Annotated in this window: 15 protein-coding genes and 1 pseudogene; 6 read left to right on the top strand and 10 right to left on the bottom strand. The window is 57.6% G+C overall.

All coding sequences use genetic code 11. The annotated features are described in order from the left end of the window. Positions 1–371: 371 nt before the first annotated feature. The 3 genes from EN949_RS19645 to EN949_RS19635 all read right to left on the bottom strand — a co-directional run bounded on the left by EN949_RS19645 (position 372) and on the right by EN949_RS19635 (position 10,758). The gene (locus EN949_RS19645; RefSeq protein ID WP_063169422.1) at positions 372–3,845 is read right to left on the bottom strand and encodes an AAA family ATPase; all 3,474 of its coding nucleotides are present in this window, start codon (positions 3,843–3,845) and stop codon (positions 372–374) included. Next, positions 3,842–5,101: a DNA repair exonuclease gene (locus EN949_RS19640; protein ID WP_063169423.1), complete on the bottom strand. Its 1,260-nt coding sequence runs from the start codon at positions 5,099–5,101 to the stop codon at positions 3,842–3,844. Before EN949_RS19640 ends, EN949_RS19645 begins: the two co-directional genes overlap by 4 nt. A 71-nt stretch (positions 5,102–5,172) precedes the next feature. Beyond that, positions 5,173–10,758, bottom strand: coding sequence for a DUF3320 domain-containing protein (locus EN949_RS19635; RefSeq protein ID WP_063169424.1), 5,586 nt, complete (start codon positions 10,756–10,758; stop codon positions 5,173–5,175). 636 nt (positions 10,759–11,394) lie between these two features. Between EN949_RS19635 and EN949_RS19630 the strand changes: the two genes are divergently transcribed. Together EN949_RS19630 and EN949_RS19625 are read left to right on the top strand one after the other, a co-directional pair. Then, a complete protein-coding gene (locus EN949_RS19630) occupies positions 11,395–11,808 on the top strand; it encodes a MucR family transcriptional regulator (RefSeq protein WP_082826711.1) in 414 nt (137 codons plus the stop codon). A gap of 34 nt (positions 11,809–11,842) precedes the next feature. Next, positions 11,843–12,673, top strand: coding sequence for a thermonuclease family protein (locus EN949_RS19625; RefSeq protein ID WP_127224212.1), 831 nt, complete (start codon positions 11,843–11,845; stop codon positions 12,671–12,673). Positions 12,674–12,686: 13 nt separating this feature from the next. Here EN949_RS19625 and EN949_RS19620 read toward each other — a convergent pair whose 3' ends face one another. The 6 genes from EN949_RS19620 to EN949_RS19595 form a co-directional block, all read right to left on the bottom strand. Then, the gene (locus EN949_RS19620) at positions 12,687–13,832 is read right to left on the bottom strand and encodes a DUF4236 domain-containing protein (protein ID WP_095770037.1); all 1,146 of its coding nucleotides are present in this window, start codon (positions 13,830–13,832) and stop codon (positions 12,687–12,689) included. 50 nt (positions 13,833–13,882) lie between these two features. Next, positions 13,883–14,941: a hypothetical protein gene (locus tag EN949_RS19615; protein ID WP_224571173.1), complete on the bottom strand. Its 1,059-nt coding sequence runs from the start codon at positions 14,939–14,941 to the stop codon at positions 13,883–13,885. After that, the gene (locus EN949_RS19610) at positions 14,929–16,245 is read right to left on the bottom strand and encodes a hypothetical protein (protein WP_063169428.1); all 1,317 of its coding nucleotides are present in this window, start codon (positions 16,243–16,245) and stop codon (positions 14,929–14,931) included. The genes EN949_RS19615 and EN949_RS19610 overlap by 13 nt, the downstream gene beginning before the upstream one ends. Continuing rightward, positions 16,245–17,063 (bottom strand): hypothetical protein, encoded by an 819-nt coding sequence (locus EN949_RS19605; RefSeq protein WP_063169429.1) that lies wholly within the window; start codon positions 17,061–17,063, stop codon positions 16,245–16,247. Before EN949_RS19605 ends, EN949_RS19610 begins: the two co-directional genes overlap by 1 nt. After that, positions 17,056–18,465 carry a hypothetical protein gene (locus tag EN949_RS19600; protein ID WP_210326684.1) on the bottom strand — a complete coding sequence of 470 codons (1,410 nt, stop codon included), beginning with the start codon at positions 18,463–18,465 and terminating at the stop codon, positions 17,056–17,058. The genes EN949_RS19605 and EN949_RS19600 overlap by 8 nt, the downstream gene beginning before the upstream one ends. Positions 18,466–18,692: 227 nt before the next feature. After that, entirely contained in the window at positions 18,693–19,133 is a 441-nt protein-coding gene (locus EN949_RS19595; RefSeq protein ID WP_126066778.1) for a hypothetical protein, read from the bottom strand. A gap of 129 nt (positions 19,134–19,262) precedes the next feature. On the opposite strand from EN949_RS19595, the gene EN949_RS37270 reads away from it, so the two are divergent. Genes EN949_RS37270 through EN949_RS35905 form a run of 4 tightly spaced genes read left to right on the top strand, consistent with a single transcriptional unit; the run spans position 19,263 to position 20,268 of the window. Continuing rightward, complete coding sequence (locus EN949_RS37270) at positions 19,263–19,397, top strand: YHYH domain-containing protein (RefSeq protein WP_199489651.1); 135 nt, start codon at positions 19,263–19,265, stop codon at positions 19,395–19,397. A 28-nt stretch (positions 19,398–19,425) separates the two neighbouring features. Further along, positions 19,426–19,665 carry a hypothetical protein gene (locus EN949_RS19585; protein ID WP_082826591.1) on the top strand — a complete coding sequence of 80 codons (240 nt, stop codon included), beginning with the start codon at positions 19,426–19,428 and terminating at the stop codon, positions 19,663–19,665. A gap of 52 nt (positions 19,666–19,717) precedes the next feature. Next, positions 19,718–20,002, top strand: coding sequence for a DUF6804 family protein (locus tag EN949_RS19580; protein ID WP_063169433.1), 285 nt, complete (start codon positions 19,718–19,720; stop codon positions 20,000–20,002). A 14-nt stretch (positions 20,003–20,016) separates the two neighbouring features. Beyond that, positions 20,017–20,268, top strand: a complete 252-nt coding sequence (locus EN949_RS35905) for a hypothetical protein (RefSeq protein ID WP_127248734.1) — start codon at positions 20,017–20,019, stop codon at positions 20,266–20,268. On the opposite strand, the pseudogene EN949_RS19575 reads toward EN949_RS35905, so the two are convergent. Continuing rightward, positions 20,206–20,337: pseudogene (locus EN949_RS19575) on the bottom strand (IS481 family transposase); the annotation flags it as partial. The gene EN949_RS35905 and the pseudogene EN949_RS19575 sit on opposite strands and share 63 nt — an antisense overlap.

The following is a 20,337-nucleotide window of genomic DNA, read 5'->3' as shown; positions in this document are numbered from 1 at the left end:
GTATTGGCCAGCGGCGCTGTGTTTTCCCGTTTGCGTCTTCGCGTTCATTGCCCATCCCGTTCTCCCGAGTCGCACCGGAAGAAGCCAGTAACGATATTGGTATAGTTCGCCGTTGTTTACAATTGGCGCCCCGGCGATAGGACGGCTAGGCGCGATACAATTGCTGTTTAGGGCCAGCTCTCGAAGTCCAGATTCGGCAGGACAATGAATTTGCAGGACGTCCATTATGGGCACATCGGGGCCGTCTATGGCTCGGGCGATATGTCCGCTTTTGGACGAACGCGAAGTTTGCCGGAACGTCTGACTTTGGGCGCATACTTGCCGTCAAATTCGGCGTCCTTCACTGGTTCGTTCACGTATTCCGGAGAAAATTACTGTGCGAGTTGATGGATCCTCGTTCCCGGTACGACAGCCTCAGCTATTTCACATAGATGCTTATGGTGCGTCAGGTAGATGACCTGACCTGTGTTTGCCATCGCTCCGAACAGCCTGAAAACCTCCTCCGAGCGAATATGGTCGAACGTCTCCATGATGTCGTCGGCGACGAATGGGACCGAGGGCCGAAATTGCGCGAACTCGTAATAACCGGCGAGTCTTAGGGCAAGGTACAGCTGAAATCGTGCACCCTTTGAAAGCGCTTCGGTGACCTTGGATTGCCCGTCACCCTGCACAGCAATGAGAACCTCACCACCTCTTACAGGCTGGGTTGTCAGCCCCGAATACTGGCCACGCGTCATTAGCTTGAACGCGTCTGATGCGCGCGCCATCATGCCGGAGCGATGGCTCTCACGGTAGATCCGCAAAGCATTGCCAGCCGACATGATGCCAAGCTTCAGCTCTATGTAGCGAACGGCCTTCTCCTCGATTTCCAGCAGGGTTGTGCGCCGTTCAGCATCCAGGCGTGCAACCGCACTATCACCGCCGATGGCGTCCAGCTTGTCGGCCGCGCGCGTCTGCCGGATCAGCTGTTGCTGGATGGTTTCATCGAACAGGCGAAGCCGCTGCTCACCCTCAGCCTTCTCGACCGCGAGGCCGTCGAAATCGATCGCGTCCAGGATCGAGCGGGCCTGCTCGAATCCGTCGACCGCGAGCTCCGCCACTATCCGTTCCTCAAGTTCGGCGACGGTGGTGCGCAAGCCATCGCGCTCACGCAACAGCTCATCGCGTTCGACTACCTCGGGCAGAGTGGCGACACCAAAGACGCCCAGCACCTCGTTCTTGCGGCGTTCGTGTGCCAAAATCTCAGTGTCGAGGATGTCGCGCGCCTCCTTGAGGCGCTTCAGGTCGTTGCCGAGGCTTGCCTTCGTTTCACGTGTCCGCTCGGCACGCTCTAGGCGCTCGGCAAGGCGGATGGCCAACTGCTCCGGGTCGGTATCCTTCGTCGGCTCGTCGGCTTCAACCGCAACGGCGATGACCTCGACCAGAAAATTGGCCCTGTCGGCCTCCATCTTGTCGATACGCAGCTGCAGGTCGTCCCGTTCCTGCAGGCTTCTTGAAAGTTCGGCCAATTGATCGAGCACAGTGCCGACGCCGGATGCGGAGAGCCCGCTTTCGAGCCAAGTTCCCTTGAGTGCTTCGGTAATGCCGGCCAGCCATTCCTCCTCGCGACGCTCCGCCACACCTACTGCAACCCGTCGTGCCGCTAGATCCTCTTCTTTGGAGCTCACCATTCTGAGCGCCTCGGCATACTCGGCGTCCACCTTGCGCTGCCGATCCAGAAACGGCTCCGCGATGGCCATGATTGCTTCGAGGGTGTCGTTGGACTCTGATACAATGCCGACGCTTCCCAGCACTGCTCTCATTTCCAAGCGTATCTGCTCGCCGGCGTCAGCGGCTCGCTCGGCCTTCAAGCGAGCAAGTTCGATCTGCTCCCAGGCAGCGAGCGCATCGCTGCGCGCCTCGATCTGATCCTCGATCCTTTCGATCAGGCGCTCAGACGAAGGTTCCACGGCGTCTCCGAGCAGGTCCCTGGCGGCCGCGCGGATTTCCAACAATTGGGTATCCACATCCTTGCCGAGCTGTGTGCGTTGGATGCCGTTGCGTGACAGGTTGGCCGCGGCCTCGGCCAGCTCGCGCGTAGTTGCCCGGATCTCAGCCAGATCCGCCGCGCCGGCCAGCCGGCCTGCGCTGGCAATGTCATCGCGCGCCAATGCCACGGCGAAGTCGTCAGCGGTGTCACCGGTCAGCGCTGCGCGGTGCGTTGCCCACGCATCATCGCGAACTCGGCGGATGGCGGTAGCCGCTTCATCGTCGACAATGTCGCCCGAGGCACGAAGGGCATCCAATCGTGCGGCGAGCATGGCATGGTTGCCCTCGTATTCAGCAAGGCGTTCGGCAAGTACGGCGGTGTTCCTTGCCAGTTCTGACGCTACCGTCTTCCAGGCGGCAATCTGCCCGGCGCTCGGAACCGCGACGTTGGCGAGAGCGAGGGCATCTCCGTTCCATGGACGCAAGCGCGCGAGCGCCGCCTTCCATCGGATTGTTCCCGCATCTTCCGCCTCGCGAGCCGTCCTAATCTCTGCCTGGTGTCCGCTTGCTCGCGCTTTCGACAAAGCCGAGCCCAGCCTTGCCCTGGCAGGTTCGGGCACCGCCCTTTCCTCGCCGACCCGCTGCCTTGCCACCTGCAGCGCATCGAGTGCCGCCGCGGCTTCGTCGCGAGCGGCACGCATCCCGGTAGCAATCCCGGACCTCTGCTCGACCATGGCGCGAACGACGCCAACGGTGACGGCAGGCAGAAGCAGCGCGCCAGGATCCGCCTCGGAAGATCGGCCCAAGGCGGCAAGGCAGCTCGCCACGCTGTTGTTGAGGATTTGCAGCTCCATCCTGCGAGTGGGCAAGTCAAAGCCAGCCGCGGTATGGCGCACCTTGCTCTCCGCCAGCCCGCGAATGCGTTCGGAAATCGACAGGATCGGTTCGTCCTCGTCGACCGCAGTGACTTTTTCCGCCAGGCGCTCGGTCTCGTCGATGTTTGCGGACAGCCGCGTTCTGAGGCTGGCATCGTCATCGATCAGTTCGGTGACACTTCCCGTCGATGTCCGGGCTGGGGAGGCGATGTCCGGCAGCTGATCCAGCCGGGCAATCTTGCGCCGGATATCCGCCAGCATCGGCGCAGCACGCACGTAACGAGCAAAGGTATCCAGCCTGGCCACCAGCACCGCCCGATCGCTGATGGTTCGGCCGTACTGCTGCGCTGCATCGAGACGTTCGGCCTCCAGGCCCTCGTAGGTTGATGCAAGGGTGTCGATCGCATCCCTGCGCGACTTTACGTCAACAAGGCGCTTCTTCAACAGCGCCAGTTCGGTTCCATGCGCCTGCTTCCGATACAGAGCGTCTGCTTCGGCCTCGAGGGCGTTCAACGTATCACTTGCGTTCCCAAGACCGGCGCTGGCCGTGAACAGAAGCTTGCCGAGGTCGCCCCGCGACTCCAGGATAGATTTTCCGCCGGCTTCCAACGTCTCGTCATCGAGTGAGAACATCGTCGTGTAGGCGTCGCGCGACAGACCGGCGAGATGCGCCGTGATCGCCACCTCGCTTACCGGTTGGCCCGTCGCATTCAATAGCGAATTACTGCGCTGTTTCGTACGCGTGAACGTGTGTTCGGAGCCGGCCAGTTCCAGCACCCCGCCGATGCGCATGGCACTGTACTCGTGCAGGAAGTTGTAGCGGCTCCGTTCCTCGATGCCGAACAGCAAGTCTAGATAGGCCGAAAGCGCAGTCGATTTGCCGGCCTCATTCAGGCCAAACACGATATGCAGATCAGGTCCGGATTCCGGTTTGGGTCCGAAGTCGATCGAACGATCGGTGAACTTTCCATAACGAATGAGGTCAAGGCGCCGCAACCTCATGACGATCCACCGGCCTTAAGGCGGGCAGTCACCAAGTCCGCGCCCTTGGAAAGCACCTGATCGAGGAACTGTTCCAGCCCGGCTTCGTCCGTCCCAGCAAAATCCCGCCCGTCGGCCGGAAGGTCGGCGACCATCTTTTGGACGAACGCCCTCGCCTCAGCGCGGAAGGCCTCCGAGGTGGCATCGGCACGCATTGATTGCTCGAGTTCGAAAATCGGATCAGCAATATCCTCGGCGGTCTCCGTCCGAGGCGGCGCGAGGTCAAGCTCGAGCTTCTCCACCCACGTATGGCCTAGCTGTTCCGCAGCCTGTTCGGCTTCGGCAAGAAGGAGGTCCCTGTCGCGGATCAGCGCCCACATCAGTGGTGACGTTCCTGTCAGGCCAATGCGAGCCACAGCATGACGCGATCGGACGGTTGCCCGCATCTCTTCGAGTGCGAAGCGAACACGCGCGACGGCCTCGGGCCACTCCACCGCTCCGGTAAGGTCGACGCTCACCCGTTCGAACTGCGCAACGCTGGTCAGCCGTTCCTCGATCTCCACCGAACGGTCGTGGCGCACCGTCACCAGGGTGACTGATTTCTCACCGGCCTCGTTGATATCCCTCCCCTGCGGTATTCCCGGCATCACCACGGCACTGGCGCCAGGATGGACTTGGCGAGCATGGATGTGGCCGAGGGCCCAATAGTCGAAACCGTGGGCGTGCAAGTCAGCGATGCTGCAGGGCGCGTAAACGTCGTGACCTGGCGATCCAGCCAGACTGGTATGCATGATGCCTATGTTGACGGCCCCTTCACGAGCCGCCGGATATTTGGTTAACAGGCTGTCCGGCGCCTTAGGGTTCGCAAAGCTCAAACCATGGAATACGACGTCCAGACCGCCGGCTGTCTGCAATACCGACTGAGCACGACCACCAAAGATGGTAACGGTGTCGGGAAATACCAGCTGTTTGGAAATCCGCGACAGGGCGTCATGATTACCGCGGATCTTGAAAACCATGATGCCGGCCTGGTGCAGGCGTGTCATCTGCGCGCCCAAGAACCGCGCTGTCTTCATTGAAGTCTGGTCGCCATCGTATAGGTCGCCAGCAATGACCAACGCGGCCACACGTTCCTCAAGGCAGAGATCCACTATCGAAACGAATGCCTGGCGGCTGGCGTCGCCCACCAGCCCGGCAAGATCGGGATTTCGCATCGCCAGCGAACGAAGCGGCGAGTCGAGATGAATATCGGCCGTGTGTACGAATCGAAATGCCATTCGGCCTCCGCCAGCAAAAGAGGTGTTCCGAGCTTCGACAGAAATTGCAACGAGGGCGCTGCAGCGCCCCGTTACACTTCAGCTAATTTCTCGCTCGCGGATTCGCCGGCCACCAACAAGCCGTCTTGGGACCGTAACACTCCTTTGGCAACCAAATCGGCGACCCCAGCTGAAATCAGCTGCCTTAATTGTGCGCTTGTGGCTTTGAAGCCCAGCATCCTGGCAACGCCTGTGGCGATTTCTTCCTCTGTCGCACCGAGGTTGGATTTCACGACTTCCATAGCGCCTTGGGCGACCTCGTCCTGCGCAATCATTTCGGGCTTGCGCAATCCAGCGGACACGACCCCACTGCGATCCCTGAGACGAACAGGAACACCTGGCTTGAAGCAGAAGTTGCCTCGACGGGCTACTGAACCACCTCTCTGTGCTATGCTTACCCCCCGCTCGATTGCATCCTGAATCCTGCCACCGGCCCGCTGCAGACCCCAGGCGTCCCGAATACGCGAAACTATTTCGTCGACATGGATTGGCGTTTCTGTAGCCACGACCTGCTCGACCAGTCCGGCCATGATTCCGCTGGGCGTCTCGTGGAGTTCGAACGATCCCGGTCGCTTTAGTTCGGCCTCTTCGTAGGCTCGATTGGGTGTCTCGGATCCGTTTGTGCTTTCGAGACCGATTTCCGTCACGTTGCCTCGGTCGACCGTAACAACCTGCACGGCTACAGCTCGATTTCTCTGGACCCCCAATTCGGCCCGCTCATCGAGTTCTTTTCTGGCGGCCTCAATCGCTAGTATGGTTCGCTCCAGCTGCTCACGAGGCCGTTGGAACCAGTCAGCGCTCCAGATGCGATGGATGATCCAACCATGGTCTTCCAGAACCGACTGCCGAAGCCGGTCTCGATCTCTGGCCGAGCGAGATGAGTGATATTCTGCGCCATCGCATTCGATGCCAAGAATATAGCGGCCTGGCCTCTCTGGATCCGCAACTGCGAGGTCGATGAAGAAGCCGGCAATGCCCACTTGAGCATGAACCTGATAACCCATTTCGATCAGCGCGTTGGCTACCTGTTCTACAAAGATTGAATCCATTTCGCGAACCGTGACTTGGGCAAGCGAAATTCGCCCTGTTCTCGCGTAGTGCAAGAAGAGCTTGAAGGCGAAGATGCCTTTCCCTTTGCCACGCTCCAGGTCGATGTCCTCGTCTGTGATGGACGCGAATACTTCGCAGCTGCGCTTGGCGCGGCTTATGAGGACGTTGAGCCGACGCTCGCCGCCTTCCGCGCCAAGAGGGCCGAAACGCATGGCCATGTATCCCTGGGCATTCTTGGCATACCCCACCGAGATCATGATCACGTCGCGCTCATCGCCTTGAACATTTTCGAGGTTCTTGACGAAGAATGGCTCGCTTGGATGAGCGTGAAAGAATTCCTCGGTGTCGGGATTTAGTCGCCGCAGCGCTTCGAGTTCATCCTGGATCGCGCGGCGTTGGCTAACCGAAAATGTTGCAACGCCTAGAGTCTCTTGCGGGTTCACCTTCGCATGACGGATGATCGCCTCCGCTACTGCTCTCGCCTCTACCGGATTGGTTCCTGTGCCGCCGGAATCGAAGACCCCCTCCGGCACATGATGAAACCGCAACCCCATACCTGCCTCTTGGGTATAAGGGCTTGGCACGATGAAAAGCCGGTTCTCGTAGAACTGGCTGTTCGATACTGCGATTAGAGATTGGTGACGGCTACGGTAGTGCCAGCGCAGCATACGCTGCGGCAAGCCGCGGGCCGTGAACAGGCCGAGGATGCTTTCAATGTCGGCGACCTGCGCGCCCTCACCCTCGTCATCTTCAGACTGCGAGCCTGTCATCTTCGCGAAGAATGTCGTGGGTGGCAGTTGGCGTTCGTCGCCAACGACGACCACCTGACTGGCCCTGGCGACCGAGCCAAGTGCGTCCACGGGCTGGATCTGAGACGCCTCGTCCATCACGAGCAGATCGAAGGACATCCGGCCGGGCGACAGGAATTGCGCCACCGAAAGCGGGCTCATCATGAACACTGGCTTCAGCGCCTGGATGGCAGGGCCTGCCTTCTGCATCAATTGCCGGATGGGCATGTGGCCTCGTCTGCGCGCCATCTCAGAACGAAGCAGTCCGACAGGTCCAGCTCCGCCGTCTCTTGAAGGAATTTTCCGGTGATGAGCCGTTACAACTTCGATGGCGCCGGCCTTGATGCGCTGGCGGTCCAGATCTGCGAAGTCACGTACAGCCCTGGAATGCAGTTCCCCGTCGAACCTTGCCAGCTCCGGCTCATCGGTCGCCATCGCCAGAAACATTCGTTCGTAGTAGGCCATATCAAAAACTGATCGAGCCGATCCTGTTGTAATCTGGCCGTTGGCTAGGCCGTCTATCAACTGTCCCAGTCCAGCCTTTCGGGCCGTTTCGGATCGCTCTTCATAGGCAACCCATTTCGAGAGCTGCTCCTGATGATCGAGCCAACCCTGCAGCCGAGAAACGACCTCGCCTATCGCGACGTCCGGAAAATCGACTACTCCAAACAAGGAGGGAGCATCGGCTTTCAAATCCCCTGTAAGCGCCTTCAATTCCCGCGCTGCCGCTTGGGCCGCTTCACGTGCTGAACGTGCCGAGTTTGCGATCTCGATTCTTTCAGGCAACCGCGCAGCCAGATGTCGGATCGAGCCATTTTCTTTCAGCCAAAGCTCGGCTTGCGTGAGAGCGGCCCAATCGGATCCTCGACCGTGCCACGACGAGCCGAATACGAACTTGCCAAGGCTCTCTCCCGCATCGATCCCTTGAGCAAGTGCTTGTAGTCTGCCTAGTCGGCGCAGTAGCTCCACCCGCTCAGTGATTAGATCCGGAACGTCAGTCAGAACCTGTCGTGACGCATCATCGGCTTGAGCTACAGTGCTCGCCTTCGCTTCCATCAGTTGCAGCGAGGCCCGCTCGGCGGAAGCCACGTCGCCTAGCATGGATGACGCGAGGTGCCCGAGATCGTTCCAGAAACCTTCGATAATTGGCCGACCGATTTCGATAACCTTGCGAACGCGCGCTGCACGCGCACCGGCCTCGGAGCGTTCCGCCATCCGGCCGGCGATAATCCGAGGTTCGGGGCCTAGCCCTCGTAGAGTCCGCATCCACTCCACTAGCGCGAGCAGTGGCGCGGAAGCCGATCGCTCCCCACGCCAATCTGCCCCGAAGGCGGAACGGCCAAAAGCGTCGCCTTCGCGGACTCTTGCTGCGGCAGCCTGACCCTTCATCAAAAGGTCGAGGAGACCAACTATCTGCGTCGCAGGCGCGCTAGGGTCGACCACAATAGTCCGCGCAAGTGCTGTGGCGCGACGGTAGTCGCCGTTCAATGCTTTCAATATTCCCGTGTGTGTGGCGAGCGCCTGCCGCGCCGCGGCCACCTCGGTGCTCCACGCCGCGTCAACAACCTTGCCCTGAAGGTCGGCTCTGGCAGCCTCAAGCGTCGCTACGCTGTCGGCAAGGTCGCCTGCCTGCTCAAGTCCGGAGTCCCAAACGGTGGCTGCGAAGGCCTCCGGACTTGCGTCAGGTGCTGCCGCTACTCGCTCGCCGGTCACGGCCAGCCTGAGCAAGCCTGCCAACGTGTCTGGCAATATCGCCGATCCGAGTTCCTGATTCAGGCGCTCAGCTTCTTCCCTCAAGCGTGGGAGCAGAATGGTGAGCTGTCGCGCACGATGGAAACCATCTTTCGGAAATTCCGAGGGAAGCTTTGCAAGCTCTGTCTCGAGACCTTCAATTGGCGTGTCGATAGCCGTTGCCGCCAACTGCTCCGAAAGTTCCTCGGACTTGCGGGCGAAATCCGTTCCTGACCAGAGAAGCGATGAAATGTCTTTCGGACGCTCATCCCATACCGGCGAGACGAGCGCCTCGGCAGGAAGTCCAGGCGCGGACGCGAGAAGCTCAGCGCGATCTTCTATCTCGCCGCTGTCGCTGAGAATTTTCGGAGGCTCGGCCTTGATCCGCTCAGCGATACCGACCAGTTTGGCGTGCAGTGCCTTGGCTTGGTCCAGCAACGCCGCGATGCGTGGGACGAGCCTCTCAATGGTCGTTGGAAGAACGACATCCAGGCCAACTCCCCGCCACGGGTGGTGGATCGGCAAGCCGATCTCGTTGATCCGCTGAGAGACCTCATCGAGCAATTTGCGACGTTGCGAAACGCCGTCAGTTGTCCAGCTTGTGGCATCCGTAAGTTCGATGTCCACTGGTTTCTGACCGACCTGCCTTAGTCGGGTTAGCTGGCCGAGAACCTGATAAGGAGTGAGTTCGGACGCTCCGAACGCAACGTGCATTCGTGCAGCATGTGCGTTGAGTTTATCGCGAGCCTCCAGCAAGCGATCAGTTAGGGAAGAAGGAAGCTGGCCCCTGGGCGATCCGAGTTGCCAGGTTCGCCGCAGCTCCTCTAGCATCATGCGCTTGTTCGCCTTGTTACTATGCAGCTCAAGGCAGGCGTCCCCCACCCCAGCAGTGTCAAGCCGTCGCTTGACGACCTCCAGCGCTGCCATCTTTTCGGCCACGAACAGCACGGTCTTTCCGTCGGCAACGGCCGACCCAATAATGTTTGCGATCGTCTGCGATTTTCCTGTCCCAGGCGGACCTTGGATAACGAGGTCGCGACCTTTTCTGACGTCATGGATCGCCAGTGTCTGAGAACTGTCACTGTCGACGATATGCAACATTTCGGCGGGCGCAATGTGCGGATCAATCGCTATGTCGTCCGACATAAGCGGCTCGCGTGTTTCGAAACCATCTGAAAGAAGCGAGCGGATCTTCGGTTGTTCGATAATCTTTGCGCCATCGGGCCAGAGATCCGGATCCAGATCACGGTACATCAAGAACTTCGCAAACGAGAAGAAGCCGAGCACCATATCGTCGCGAAGCACCTCCCAACCCTCTTTGGTCGAAATTGCTTCGGCAACGGCATCGAGATAGGCCGAGACGTCGAAGTCATCTCCCACCTCAAAACGCGGCAGAGCGAGCTTGTGAATGCGGTCGAGATAGAGTTCCAAGGAGAGGTTTGCGGTAAGATCTTCCGGCCGGGCTCGTAGGCGGAATTTTTCTCCAGCGGCCCCTCGCTCAAGCCGAACCGGCACCAAAATGAGGGGGGCCTGACGGATGTTCTCTTTGTTGTTCGGGTCAATCCACTTCAGCATTCCAAGGGCCAGAAAGAGGATATTGACGCCCTGCTCTTCCTCGAGTGTGCGGGCATCATGGTAGAGATCAAGGAGCCGCCGCTGCAGCCCAGTTGGGGTCATACGCGTCTGCAGCTTGGTGTCCGAGTGCCGCGCGGATATCCCTCTGTTATCGACTCCATCGTCCTCTGGTTGGGCGAGAGCGACGGGGGAATAGTCGATCTCTTCGTCTGGAGGGCTGCTTTCATCCTGGCCCGCTTTCGGCCTATCGGGCTTGCCGGCCAGGAAGGTAAAAGCCTTTCCTTCGGTCACCAGCAATCGATAAATTTCGGACGACTTCTCATCGACGATATCGATCGTCTTCGCGCTCTTGGAAAACCGCGGCACATTCAAAAGTCGATTGCGGGCGGAAAGATCGAGCAACTCCATCCTGGCGCGCTCGAGTTTCTCCTTTAGAGGGAGATCGCTTTGGAAGACTGACTGTTTTACGTCCAAGACTTACATCCCCTTTGAAAGGAGAACCAGCTAGAGCCCGCGTAGAGCGTTCGCGCAAGAAAAAACAGCCGTGTTCAATTAGAAACGACTGCGATCACTTCTGGACACCGTCCAATATTGCGACGTGTGATATGGGTCAGAGCCTGCATTCTTGGCCCCCTTTGCCTAGTCGCTATCCGACGAGGATTCTCGCTCCCTGCCCCCGTATTTAGCCGCCTCCACAATGTCTTTTTCTGACACAGAGAGTCCGTTGCGGACCCGAATGGCTCCCGCACTTGGAACGCGGTCCAATTCAGATCCAGTCTTTGCCTTATCCTTCTGGGGCTTAACCTCCGGCGGCGGGTCTTTCGAAAATGTCATGCGTAGGTCCTACTCGTCCAAATCTAAATGCATCCGCCTGTGAGCCTCAAGCCGCTTTCCTGGTCATACAAAGAAAACGCCGCGCCCAATCAATCCACCGTCTCTCGTGGTTCCGCATTCTGATTGGCGCTTTAACATTCATCACTATTAGCGCCTGGCATTTAGTATCCTCCCTCTACTGGTTTTTTTAGCCGATAAGTAATAGATCGGGATTTCACTGCAGAAGTCCGGAGCCATGAAGTGACTGACGAAATCCAAAATACGGCCACCGCGCTGATGGAGCTTACCGCCGATATCGTTGCGGCTTATGTGAGCAAGAATTCAGTGCCGGTCTCCTCATTGCCGGACCTTATTGCCAGCATCAATTCGTCATTAGCGCGTATCGGCCAGCCGTCCGAACCGGAAAAACCCGACCAAGTTCCCGCGGTCAACCCCAAGCGCTCAGTCACTCCAGACTACATCGTCTGCCTCGAAGACGGCAAAAAGTTCAAGTCCCTCAAGAGACACTTGAACACGCATTTTGGACTGACGCCCGACGCCTATCGCCAAAAATGGGGCCTCTCCAACGATTACCCCATGGTCGCGCCTAACTATTCAGCCAATCGCTCCAGATTGGCAAAATCGATTGGCCTCGGTCGCACAGCAGCCGCGCCCAAGAAAGCAGCAGCCAAGAAGTCAAAGACGCGCTAGCAAAACATTTGGCAGCTTCGCAAAGGATCGAAAATTGAATCGCGATCGCTATTCCCATCGCCGCAGCTCGCGGCCAAGACGCGGCCGGGTTTCAATTATGCGCAAGCGTTTCTTTTCACATAAATCATTAGCCGCGATCCTGGTGATCACGCTAGCAGTGGGCGCTTATGTCACCTCCTACTTTACAGGGTGGGGCAACCAGATCGCGGGACCCAATACAGCAAGCGCACTCGGGTCAAAACCGAAGCCTATCGTCGGCGTAGCGTCCATCGTTGACGGGGACACGATCGAGATCCACGGACAGCGTATTCGTTTCAATGGCATCGACGCACCTGAAAGCAGCCAAAACTGCAGCGACGCAAGCGGGCAAGAATACCCATGCGGCCGCAAATCCGCAGAAGCACTGGACATCTTCCTCAGTCAATCCCGACCCATCCAGTGCAACTTTGTTTCGTGGGATCGTTACAACCGCTTCGTTGGTGATTGTCAGCGGGCGGACGGTGCTAGCATTGCGTCTTGGATGGTCGAACAGGGTTATGCCCTGGATTGGCCTCGATACAGCCATGGTAGTTACGCGTCACAACAGGCAGATGCCCAAAGGGCCAAGATTGGCATCTGGGTTGGCACTTTCACAGCCCCTTGGGATTGGCGAGCAACACATGCAGCCAACAATAAACCCGGTAATGACACATCCTACGGCCTTACAGGCCGTCGCCAAATAGCTCAGAGCTATTCGTGTCAACCGCGTCGCTATTGTAAGCAAATCTCCTCATGCGATGAGGCGCGCTGGTATCTCAATAACTGTAGCTGGGGACCCAAATTGGACCGGGACGGCGACGGAATTCCGTGCGAAGGCATTTGCTGACCAAGCCAATTCCTTAGCGCGCTTTCAGCAAGCCGGACTGGCCACCAGCGTTTCGGTGCATTTGCGCGAGTGCCAATAGAGCCTGGCAAAAGGGCTGGCTGACGTTTGTCTTGGAAAATTCCACCAGCTCGTTGAGCCCGGATGGGCTAGAAAACCGCAAGGCTTCGTAGCGACAGACAGGGATCTGCCGATTATCTCTGAAGCGTTTGTCGGGTCCGCCATTCTTATTGGGATGAGCCCAGGTATAGCTCACGATCTCAGCATCAGATGGAACTTTGCCGGTCTCAATAAAATTGCTGGGGGCAAATTGCGTCCTGAGGTCTCCATACCCAACGGCACCGTACTGGTTTCCGTCCTTCACCAAAATCATGTCTGGCATGAAATAAAGGATTTGCCGGCCGACGTGTATCGACGGTGGTGTGACATTGCTGCGAACAACCGTCGGCAAGGAAGCTTGGAGCGTCGTCGACTTTTTATCGACCAACATCGTGGCTCCCGCATTGCGCTTCCAAGTCGTCAGATCCTCTATCTTGCCACCAGCCGCGACATGCCAACTCGCCGCGCAGCGTGTGAGCGTGTCAAAGGCGGCGACAAGTCGCCCGTAGGCCGCCTCCGCGTCCTGCTCCAAATCATAGTAGAGCACGCTCACCCGGCGGTAGCTGTCCAACCAGTTGCCAATAAGCATGCCCGGCAAAAAGGCAGCAATACCGATCAGCGCCACCCCACCTCCCAGCATTGCGCCTGCGATCAATCCGGCGATCCCAAACAGCACGGCCAGGATGAGCGACATTCGCGTCTGCGATTGCCTCGCATTGATTTCATCAAGCACATTGGCAAATGTCTCATCACGCATCTCGATCACATCGGCGGACTCGATTTCTCTCATCACGACGCCACCGCTGACATATTCCACGGGTGAGGATGTTGGATGGGGCTTTGGCCCAGATGGGAATTCAGACAGTTGCAGCGTCTGCTTGGCGCTGCGCTTTCCCAAAGTGCCTCGGTAGTAGAGACCGCCGACGCCTGCATGAATATAATGCCCTCGTGGGCCAGTCCCGATACGAAGACCTTGCACGCCAACGGACGCGCCAACCCCGCCAGACGAGAAGTTAAAGCGGAAAGGTCCCGCACTAATCGATTTTCGAACGTAAAACCCCATCCCCGCAATCCCCCCCAAGCCCTGTGAGCGAAACCCAAGGGCAGTTCGCCTCACAACTTTGGTACCGGAACCAGTCCAATATCTGTCTCTCGCGAACGTTGCCTGACCCTGATCTCAATTCGCCTCCTCGCCTTGACGTCGCCGGCCTGTGCGCCGTCGGTGAGCCGGTCGCCAGGCAATATCAACTGGCCGCCGGACATTGGCAGGATGGTGAAGCCTTTCAGTTCCGGCATATCGCGCAGGATGCCTGTGACGGAGATCGCTCGCGCTAATCCAAGCCCGGCATTGTCGGCAGGATGGAGTGTGCCAATGTCCATCTTGCGCGCCAGTACGGGCTGAAGGCCTCTGTCCATATTCGATGAGTCACCGGACATCGCCTGCTCGTCCGTGTGGCCAATCACCTCAATGACGTCCACACCATAGGAAGTTGCAATTCCAGCAATGGTCTTCGACATCTGCCGCAACTTCGTTTTGAAGCCACCGGAAAGCTCCGCACTTCCAGTATCGAAATTATAGCCATCGAGCTCGCTAAGACTGATGATCGGTGGCCAATCGTGTGGCTTGTCAGCAGAGGCCTCGTTCCTTGCCTTCTTCAGTGCGTCAGCAAGATCCTTGGACGTCTTGCCCGTGCCAACGTAGCCGAGCTCGCGCAGAACCTTCATCTTCTCGATCATGGCTTTGGCCTGATCAACGTCGACGTCGTTGTCAGAGAGGACTTTGGCGGCCGGCGCGCTTTTCACCGCTTCCTCAAGGGTCAGTCCCACTTTTTTGATTGCCTCTGCGGCCTCTTTGGCCCGGACCAATTCACGCCATTCTTGATCTGGTACATTGCGTCGACTTGCAGGCTTGACCATGGCATTCAGCTGAGCCAGCAACCGCTTGTTTTCCTCGTCAAGCTTGCGAGCGTTCTCATTGAGGGACTGCGCAATCTTCTGCGCTGCCGCAGCCTCTTTCTTTGTCTTGGCGATGAGCGCGCCTGCAGCAAGCAAAAGGCAGAAAACGAGAAGCAGCATCGTCTCAGCCATCGTCAGGCCGAGTATCAGGCCGCGGCCATAGCCCTTGCGCTCAAACGTAATGGCTGTTCCGCTAACCTCACTCACCTGCCCCACCAACTTGCTCTCTTTGGCGGTTCACCCTTCTCCACCTCCGCCGGACTGCTTAACGATCGGAAGGTGTCGCCCTCCGTGTCATCCGAAACCTTGATTGGCGTCTCCACAGGGGAGGCAACAGTGGAAGGTGCCGCCACTCGCTCGACATCGTTCGCTATCGCATTGCTCAGAGGCTGGGGAGTGCGCACGGCCGGGAGGCTATGTTGTGTAAGGGTTGCGACGAGGCCGCGTGTTTCATTGCTGTGTTTCTGCATCACAGCCATGAACTCCTCAGTCAAACGCTGCTGCGCTTGGACAGTTTCTGCGGTCTTTTCTGCGGCCGCTGCCGCTCTCTCCACTCCAGTCGCCACCTTGATCACTGCGTCGGCAAGACCGGTCATCCGCGTTTGCTGCTCTTGCGAGGCTGTTTCGGTTTTTATCGCATATTGTGCGACAGCATTACCCAGGAGCTTGACCATCGGCGCCAGATCGTTCTTCAGCACCTCATCAGGAACAACCACCTTTTCCAGCTTGGCAGCCATATTGTCGGCTTGATTACCGAGCTTTCCAACAGAGTTGGACATCGAGCTGTTGGCTTTATCCAGCAAATCCGCTGCAGCTCCAACGCGGTTCGCTATCGAAGCAAACTGGGTTTCGACTTGCCCGAAATTGTGCTGCAACGCGTCACTGAGCTTGGCAGACGCCTCTTGGACAGGCTTGATCGATTCCATGGCAATATTGTCCAGGGCAGATCGAATGTGCTCCCCATTGCGTGCCGCTTGCTCGGCAATCTCTGCAAAGCCCTCTTCGAGCATTTGATGGCTGACACGACGAAAGTCGGCGAACTCCCTGGTTACGCTTTCCATCTCGGCTCTTACACGCCGTGTCATGTCGGCAAGTTCGTGCCTCGCCGTTCGCTCAATGTCCGCGGGATCGCGCCGCATCTGATTGTAGAAAACCCTCAGAGCAATACCGGTGATCGTCGACGTGATCGCGATGCCAAAATTTTGGACGATCGTGTCGGTTGAGCCTTCCGTTCCAAACTGAAACAGCGAGACCCCAAGGCTCGTCAGGGTGAACAGGAAGCCCATATAGTAGAGGTTATCGCCGGTCTGCTCGTCGTGCAGTTGTAGCTTTCCAGCAAAGATCGAAACCCCGAGATAGAAAAACATCAGGCAGGCCGGTGCTACCGCCGCGACGATCGGATTTACGCCTGAGAGTTTTGCAATGGCGATGAATACACACCCGCCGAGTGTCAATGCCGCGAAAACCACGACCGGCAGACGTGGATGATCCAGCAAAGGTTTGTCGTGCGCTCTCGCCATCAGTTTAACCCATCCAAGCCAACCAGCTTTTCGAACTCGCCGTGATGGTTCTGGACCCAATGTGTCCAGAACTCCGCGTGATCCAGGGTCTGAAATGGCTTCTTTGCCCGATCGATATAAAGAATTGTGATGCCCACCCCATCCAGCGACGTCCCATATGTGCGGTCGGCGGCGCTGTTGAGGTATTTTTGGTAATCCAGTCCCGATCGGTACTGCGAGTAAATCGTCGTATGCTCGATCATGTCAGAGGCGACCACCAATCGCTTGGGACTGCCCTGTTTGGCCAAGCTGCTATCGAAGAGCGACAGCTTGATTTTCTGAATTCCAGCCATGATCGGAGATTGGCTCGCGGAAGCCGCATTCGGGATTTCATCGGGAAGTTTGTTCAAAGGATCGCCGAAGGCGTTTTCCCACTTCTTTTGACGCCGCGCAGGATTGTTGGTCCAACTATCGACGGTCGACCCATCACCGGGATTGCATCCATCGAACATCACCGTCAGCTCACCAGGCGCCGAGCTCAGGGTATAAATCCTCACATACCCACCCGGCTCGACCTGCCCAATGGTCTTTCGGAACTCGTTCTTGAGATCAGCCATCGTCGTTGCCGAAATTGGATCAGTGGCGTCGATGAGGACGGCGGTCAGGCTGGAGGGTCCGTCCAATGGGCAATTCGTGTTGGCGTCGATATGGCCATTGCCAGACCTGGTCCACATCCAGCCGAAGCCGGCCAACATCGCAACGGATAGCACACCAAGGGCAATGGCCGCGGCAATGGTACCCGCATTGCCTTTCTTGCGTCTGCGGGTTCGCCTAGACATTCACGCTGTCCGGGTGAAGCTTATCAAGATCTCGGTACTGCTCAATTCCCCGTTCGCATTCCTGACCAATCAGACGAACCTGCTCGTTGAGTTCCTCCTGCGCCTGGCGAATTGATGCGCCAACATCTCCCTCATTCCACTCCCGCTCGCCGGTGACGTATGGCTTGATGCGATCAAGTTTGTAGGGCGTTCCGAAATGCTTGGGCGCCGGCTCGGTCCTCGCCTGGATGTTGGCTTCCCGATACATCGACAAAAGCTGATTGCAGGCTCGCTCCAATTGGTCTTGATGCTGCGCAAAAAGAGCCAGAAGCCTCGATCGATGATCGACAATCGCGCGGTGCTCGCGCCGGCGACTACCAAGCTGCTTGACGATTTCCTCCACTTTTTCGTTGTGGTCGTCGCGGACATCCTGCAGCTCTTCGATCAGTTCCTTCTTTCGATCGATGTAGTCATCGCGCCGTCGAACGAGCCGATTTTCAACGCCAGTGTAGCCTGGGTAAGGGTCGAGCACGAACCAGCCGTCGATAAAAGCGAAAAGCGAAAACATCAGGCCGATCGCAAACAGCAACCAGGACTTGATGTCCGTGAGACCCGCTGGATTGGCGAGCATATTACGGATGACCTCAGCGCCGGCGCCGTCAGCGAGCGAGCCGCTGACCTCACGGTAGTGCGCTAGCGCCAAGTTTATCGAAATCGCCAAGCCGATATAGAAAAGGATTGAAATGATCCCAACGAATTTTACGAAAAACGACCGATGGGTGACGAGACGAGCGCAGAAAACCGCCAGGAGCAAAGCCGCCCCGATGTTGATGAAAGAGAATGCCGCAGCCTCAAGGATGCCACCAAAAAATCCCTGCTCATTGCCCTTGGCCAGGAAGTTGCCGTTCATCGCTGTCTCGACCAGAAACAGAAATAGCAGAAGCGATAGCCGGAAAATGTGAGCGGCACCGTGCTGCACACGCGCGGCACGAACGAGACCGTGCTTCTCCTTAAACCATGCATGCTCTTTTTCGGCGTCGTTCAGGGCCCTTCTCAGGCCGTGAAGTTCATCGAGGCCCACGGCGACCGAGGCTTTGAAGTCCGAAACGCTAGCGGCATTCGTCTGACGGATTAGACCGAATTGTTCCTCGAAATCGAGGCCGGCAAGACGACCTCCAAGGAGTTGCAGGTTGTCCTCAAGAGTGTGATGCGCAGCCTTCTTCTCATCCTCAACGCGTTCCACGATGGCATGTTCGACATCGTCGAGATTCTTTGCCGTTTTCGGGGGTTGGTTCACCTCGCCGCGCTGCTTTCCGCGGTTAATGACATCCAGGTCGCCGTCGATCTTGGCAGGGTCCAGGCTGTTGAATAGCTGAGTGCTCGCCCGAAAATCGTGGTTGGATTCTCGCAGTGAGTCACGCAACTTATTTAGTTTTTCGAATTTAGAGCCCACGCACTCACAACCCCAACTTTACGCCCCCCGGCAGAGTGGTTTCTATGCATAGTAGAGCTAAAGGGCAACCGCACATTCACTTCTATCCACTTGCTAGTGCGGATCAGGCTCAATTGAGTTCCAACAAATGATCATGGCTGCTGATCAACTGGTTGATCGGCCGCGACTAGTCATGTCATGAGCCGTGCTGCGATGCTCTAAGGACAGAGTGCTACGAGCGGGTTCGCGACTGGGAAATTATCCACAGTCGTATACGTGTACTGGATCTCACCGCCCAGGCGAACGAAGGCAGATAGTTCCTCCGCACGACAGACATAGTTTTTGGTCATTTCATCGATCTTCTGGACATAGACCGGCCGCGAGACGCCAGCAGCCAACAATTTGGCGTCTACTTCCGCATCGGTCTGAGCCCAGGTGGCGTTGAAAACGATCCTTGGCCCGATTGCGATGATGCTCCGAACGGAGATGTTCGAACTGATCAGCATGGGCAATGCTGGAGCCATTTCGGTTTGCATTTTTTTTGCGTAGGCGCAGACGTCGGTCTTGGTGTACTTCGAGAGGCATTCATTTGCCGTCGCCACCCTTGGCCATGTCAGCAGGATCGCCAACGGGACGTGCATCAATCGCAATCCATCCAAAGTATTCTCCTCGCCCGATCTTGGCCTGCACAGAGGAGCATCTATCCTATTTGTGTTCACAGTGCCACGAGCAGCTTGTGCCCGACCGGCAATAGTGCTCTGTCTGAAATACTTTGGGAGGGCAATAAAATGAAAACAACATTTCTCGCGGCTATGGCCGCTGCAATAATCGCTTGCGCGACCGGCGCGTTTGCACACAGTGGCGGCACTGATGCCAACGGTTGCCATACCAACCATAAGACCGGCGCGTATCACTGTCACTGAAGGTCACGCCTTTCTGAGGGACACAAACATGCTGAAGAACATCATGTCAGCTCCGCTGGGCCTCCTCTTCATGCTGGGCGGGCCGATCACCTACGTGATGAATGTCGTCGACACATGGCAGGGCCATGCATCAGTGGTCGTAAAAATCCTGATTAACTTGAGCCTGGATGCGATGTTGGCGTTCATTTGGCCGATCACTTGGGCAATCTGGCTTTTCAAATATATGGCGGGCGCCGAAACTCCACTAACAACCGTGCTGGGCGTTTGAGGATCAAGTTTGCTGAAAATAATGCTTTTCGACGCCGGCCGGAACGGTCCGGTTGGTCTGCATCTGTGTAGCTATTGCCTCGCTGCTGGCGGTAGCGCCATGGCCGTACGGCTATTACCAATTCCTCCGCGTGGTGGTCTTTTTCGCCGGGATCTACTGCGGAGCCATGGTGTGGCGATCAGGCCCTGAAAATCGCACCCTGGCTTGGGCGCTGTTTGGAGCGGCAGCGATCTTCAACCCGTTCATGCCGGTTCATTTGCCGCGCGAGCTGTGGGCAATCTTCAACGTCGCAGCGGCTACTCTGTTCGGCTTTGTCGCATACCGGCACCGGAATTAAGCCGATAATCTGAGATGGCCAAGAGTGGACCTGAGACGCCGAAGGTCAAGGCGCGCCCGAGGGTCACCGTGTCACAGCCGTTGGCGCTTTATGCGGGAGATCTCCTCGAGCGGACGAAGGAGTACTTCGAGGCTTTCAACCATCTAGGCTCGGAGTCGGAAAAGGCGCATCTTTTTGCCCGTTATTTTCTATTTTCGCATGCCCTAGATGTGGAGCTTCAACAGGTTGTCCTCGATCAGGGCGAGGCGACTGATAGGCGTTTTTGACTTTAGGCTGCCATGTGGACGATGCCAATTGTATCTGTGCAGCCAGACAGGCAGTTCGGCGGCACGATG

The organism is Mesorhizobium sp. M7A.F.Ca.US.007.01.2.1 (assembly GCF_003998165.1).
GTDB lineage: Bacteria > Pseudomonadota > Alphaproteobacteria > Rhizobiales > Rhizobiaceae > Mesorhizobium > Mesorhizobium ciceri.
The sequence above is the reverse complement of the archived record's forward strand: the minus strand, read 5'-3'. Positions and strand labels throughout refer to the sequence as shown.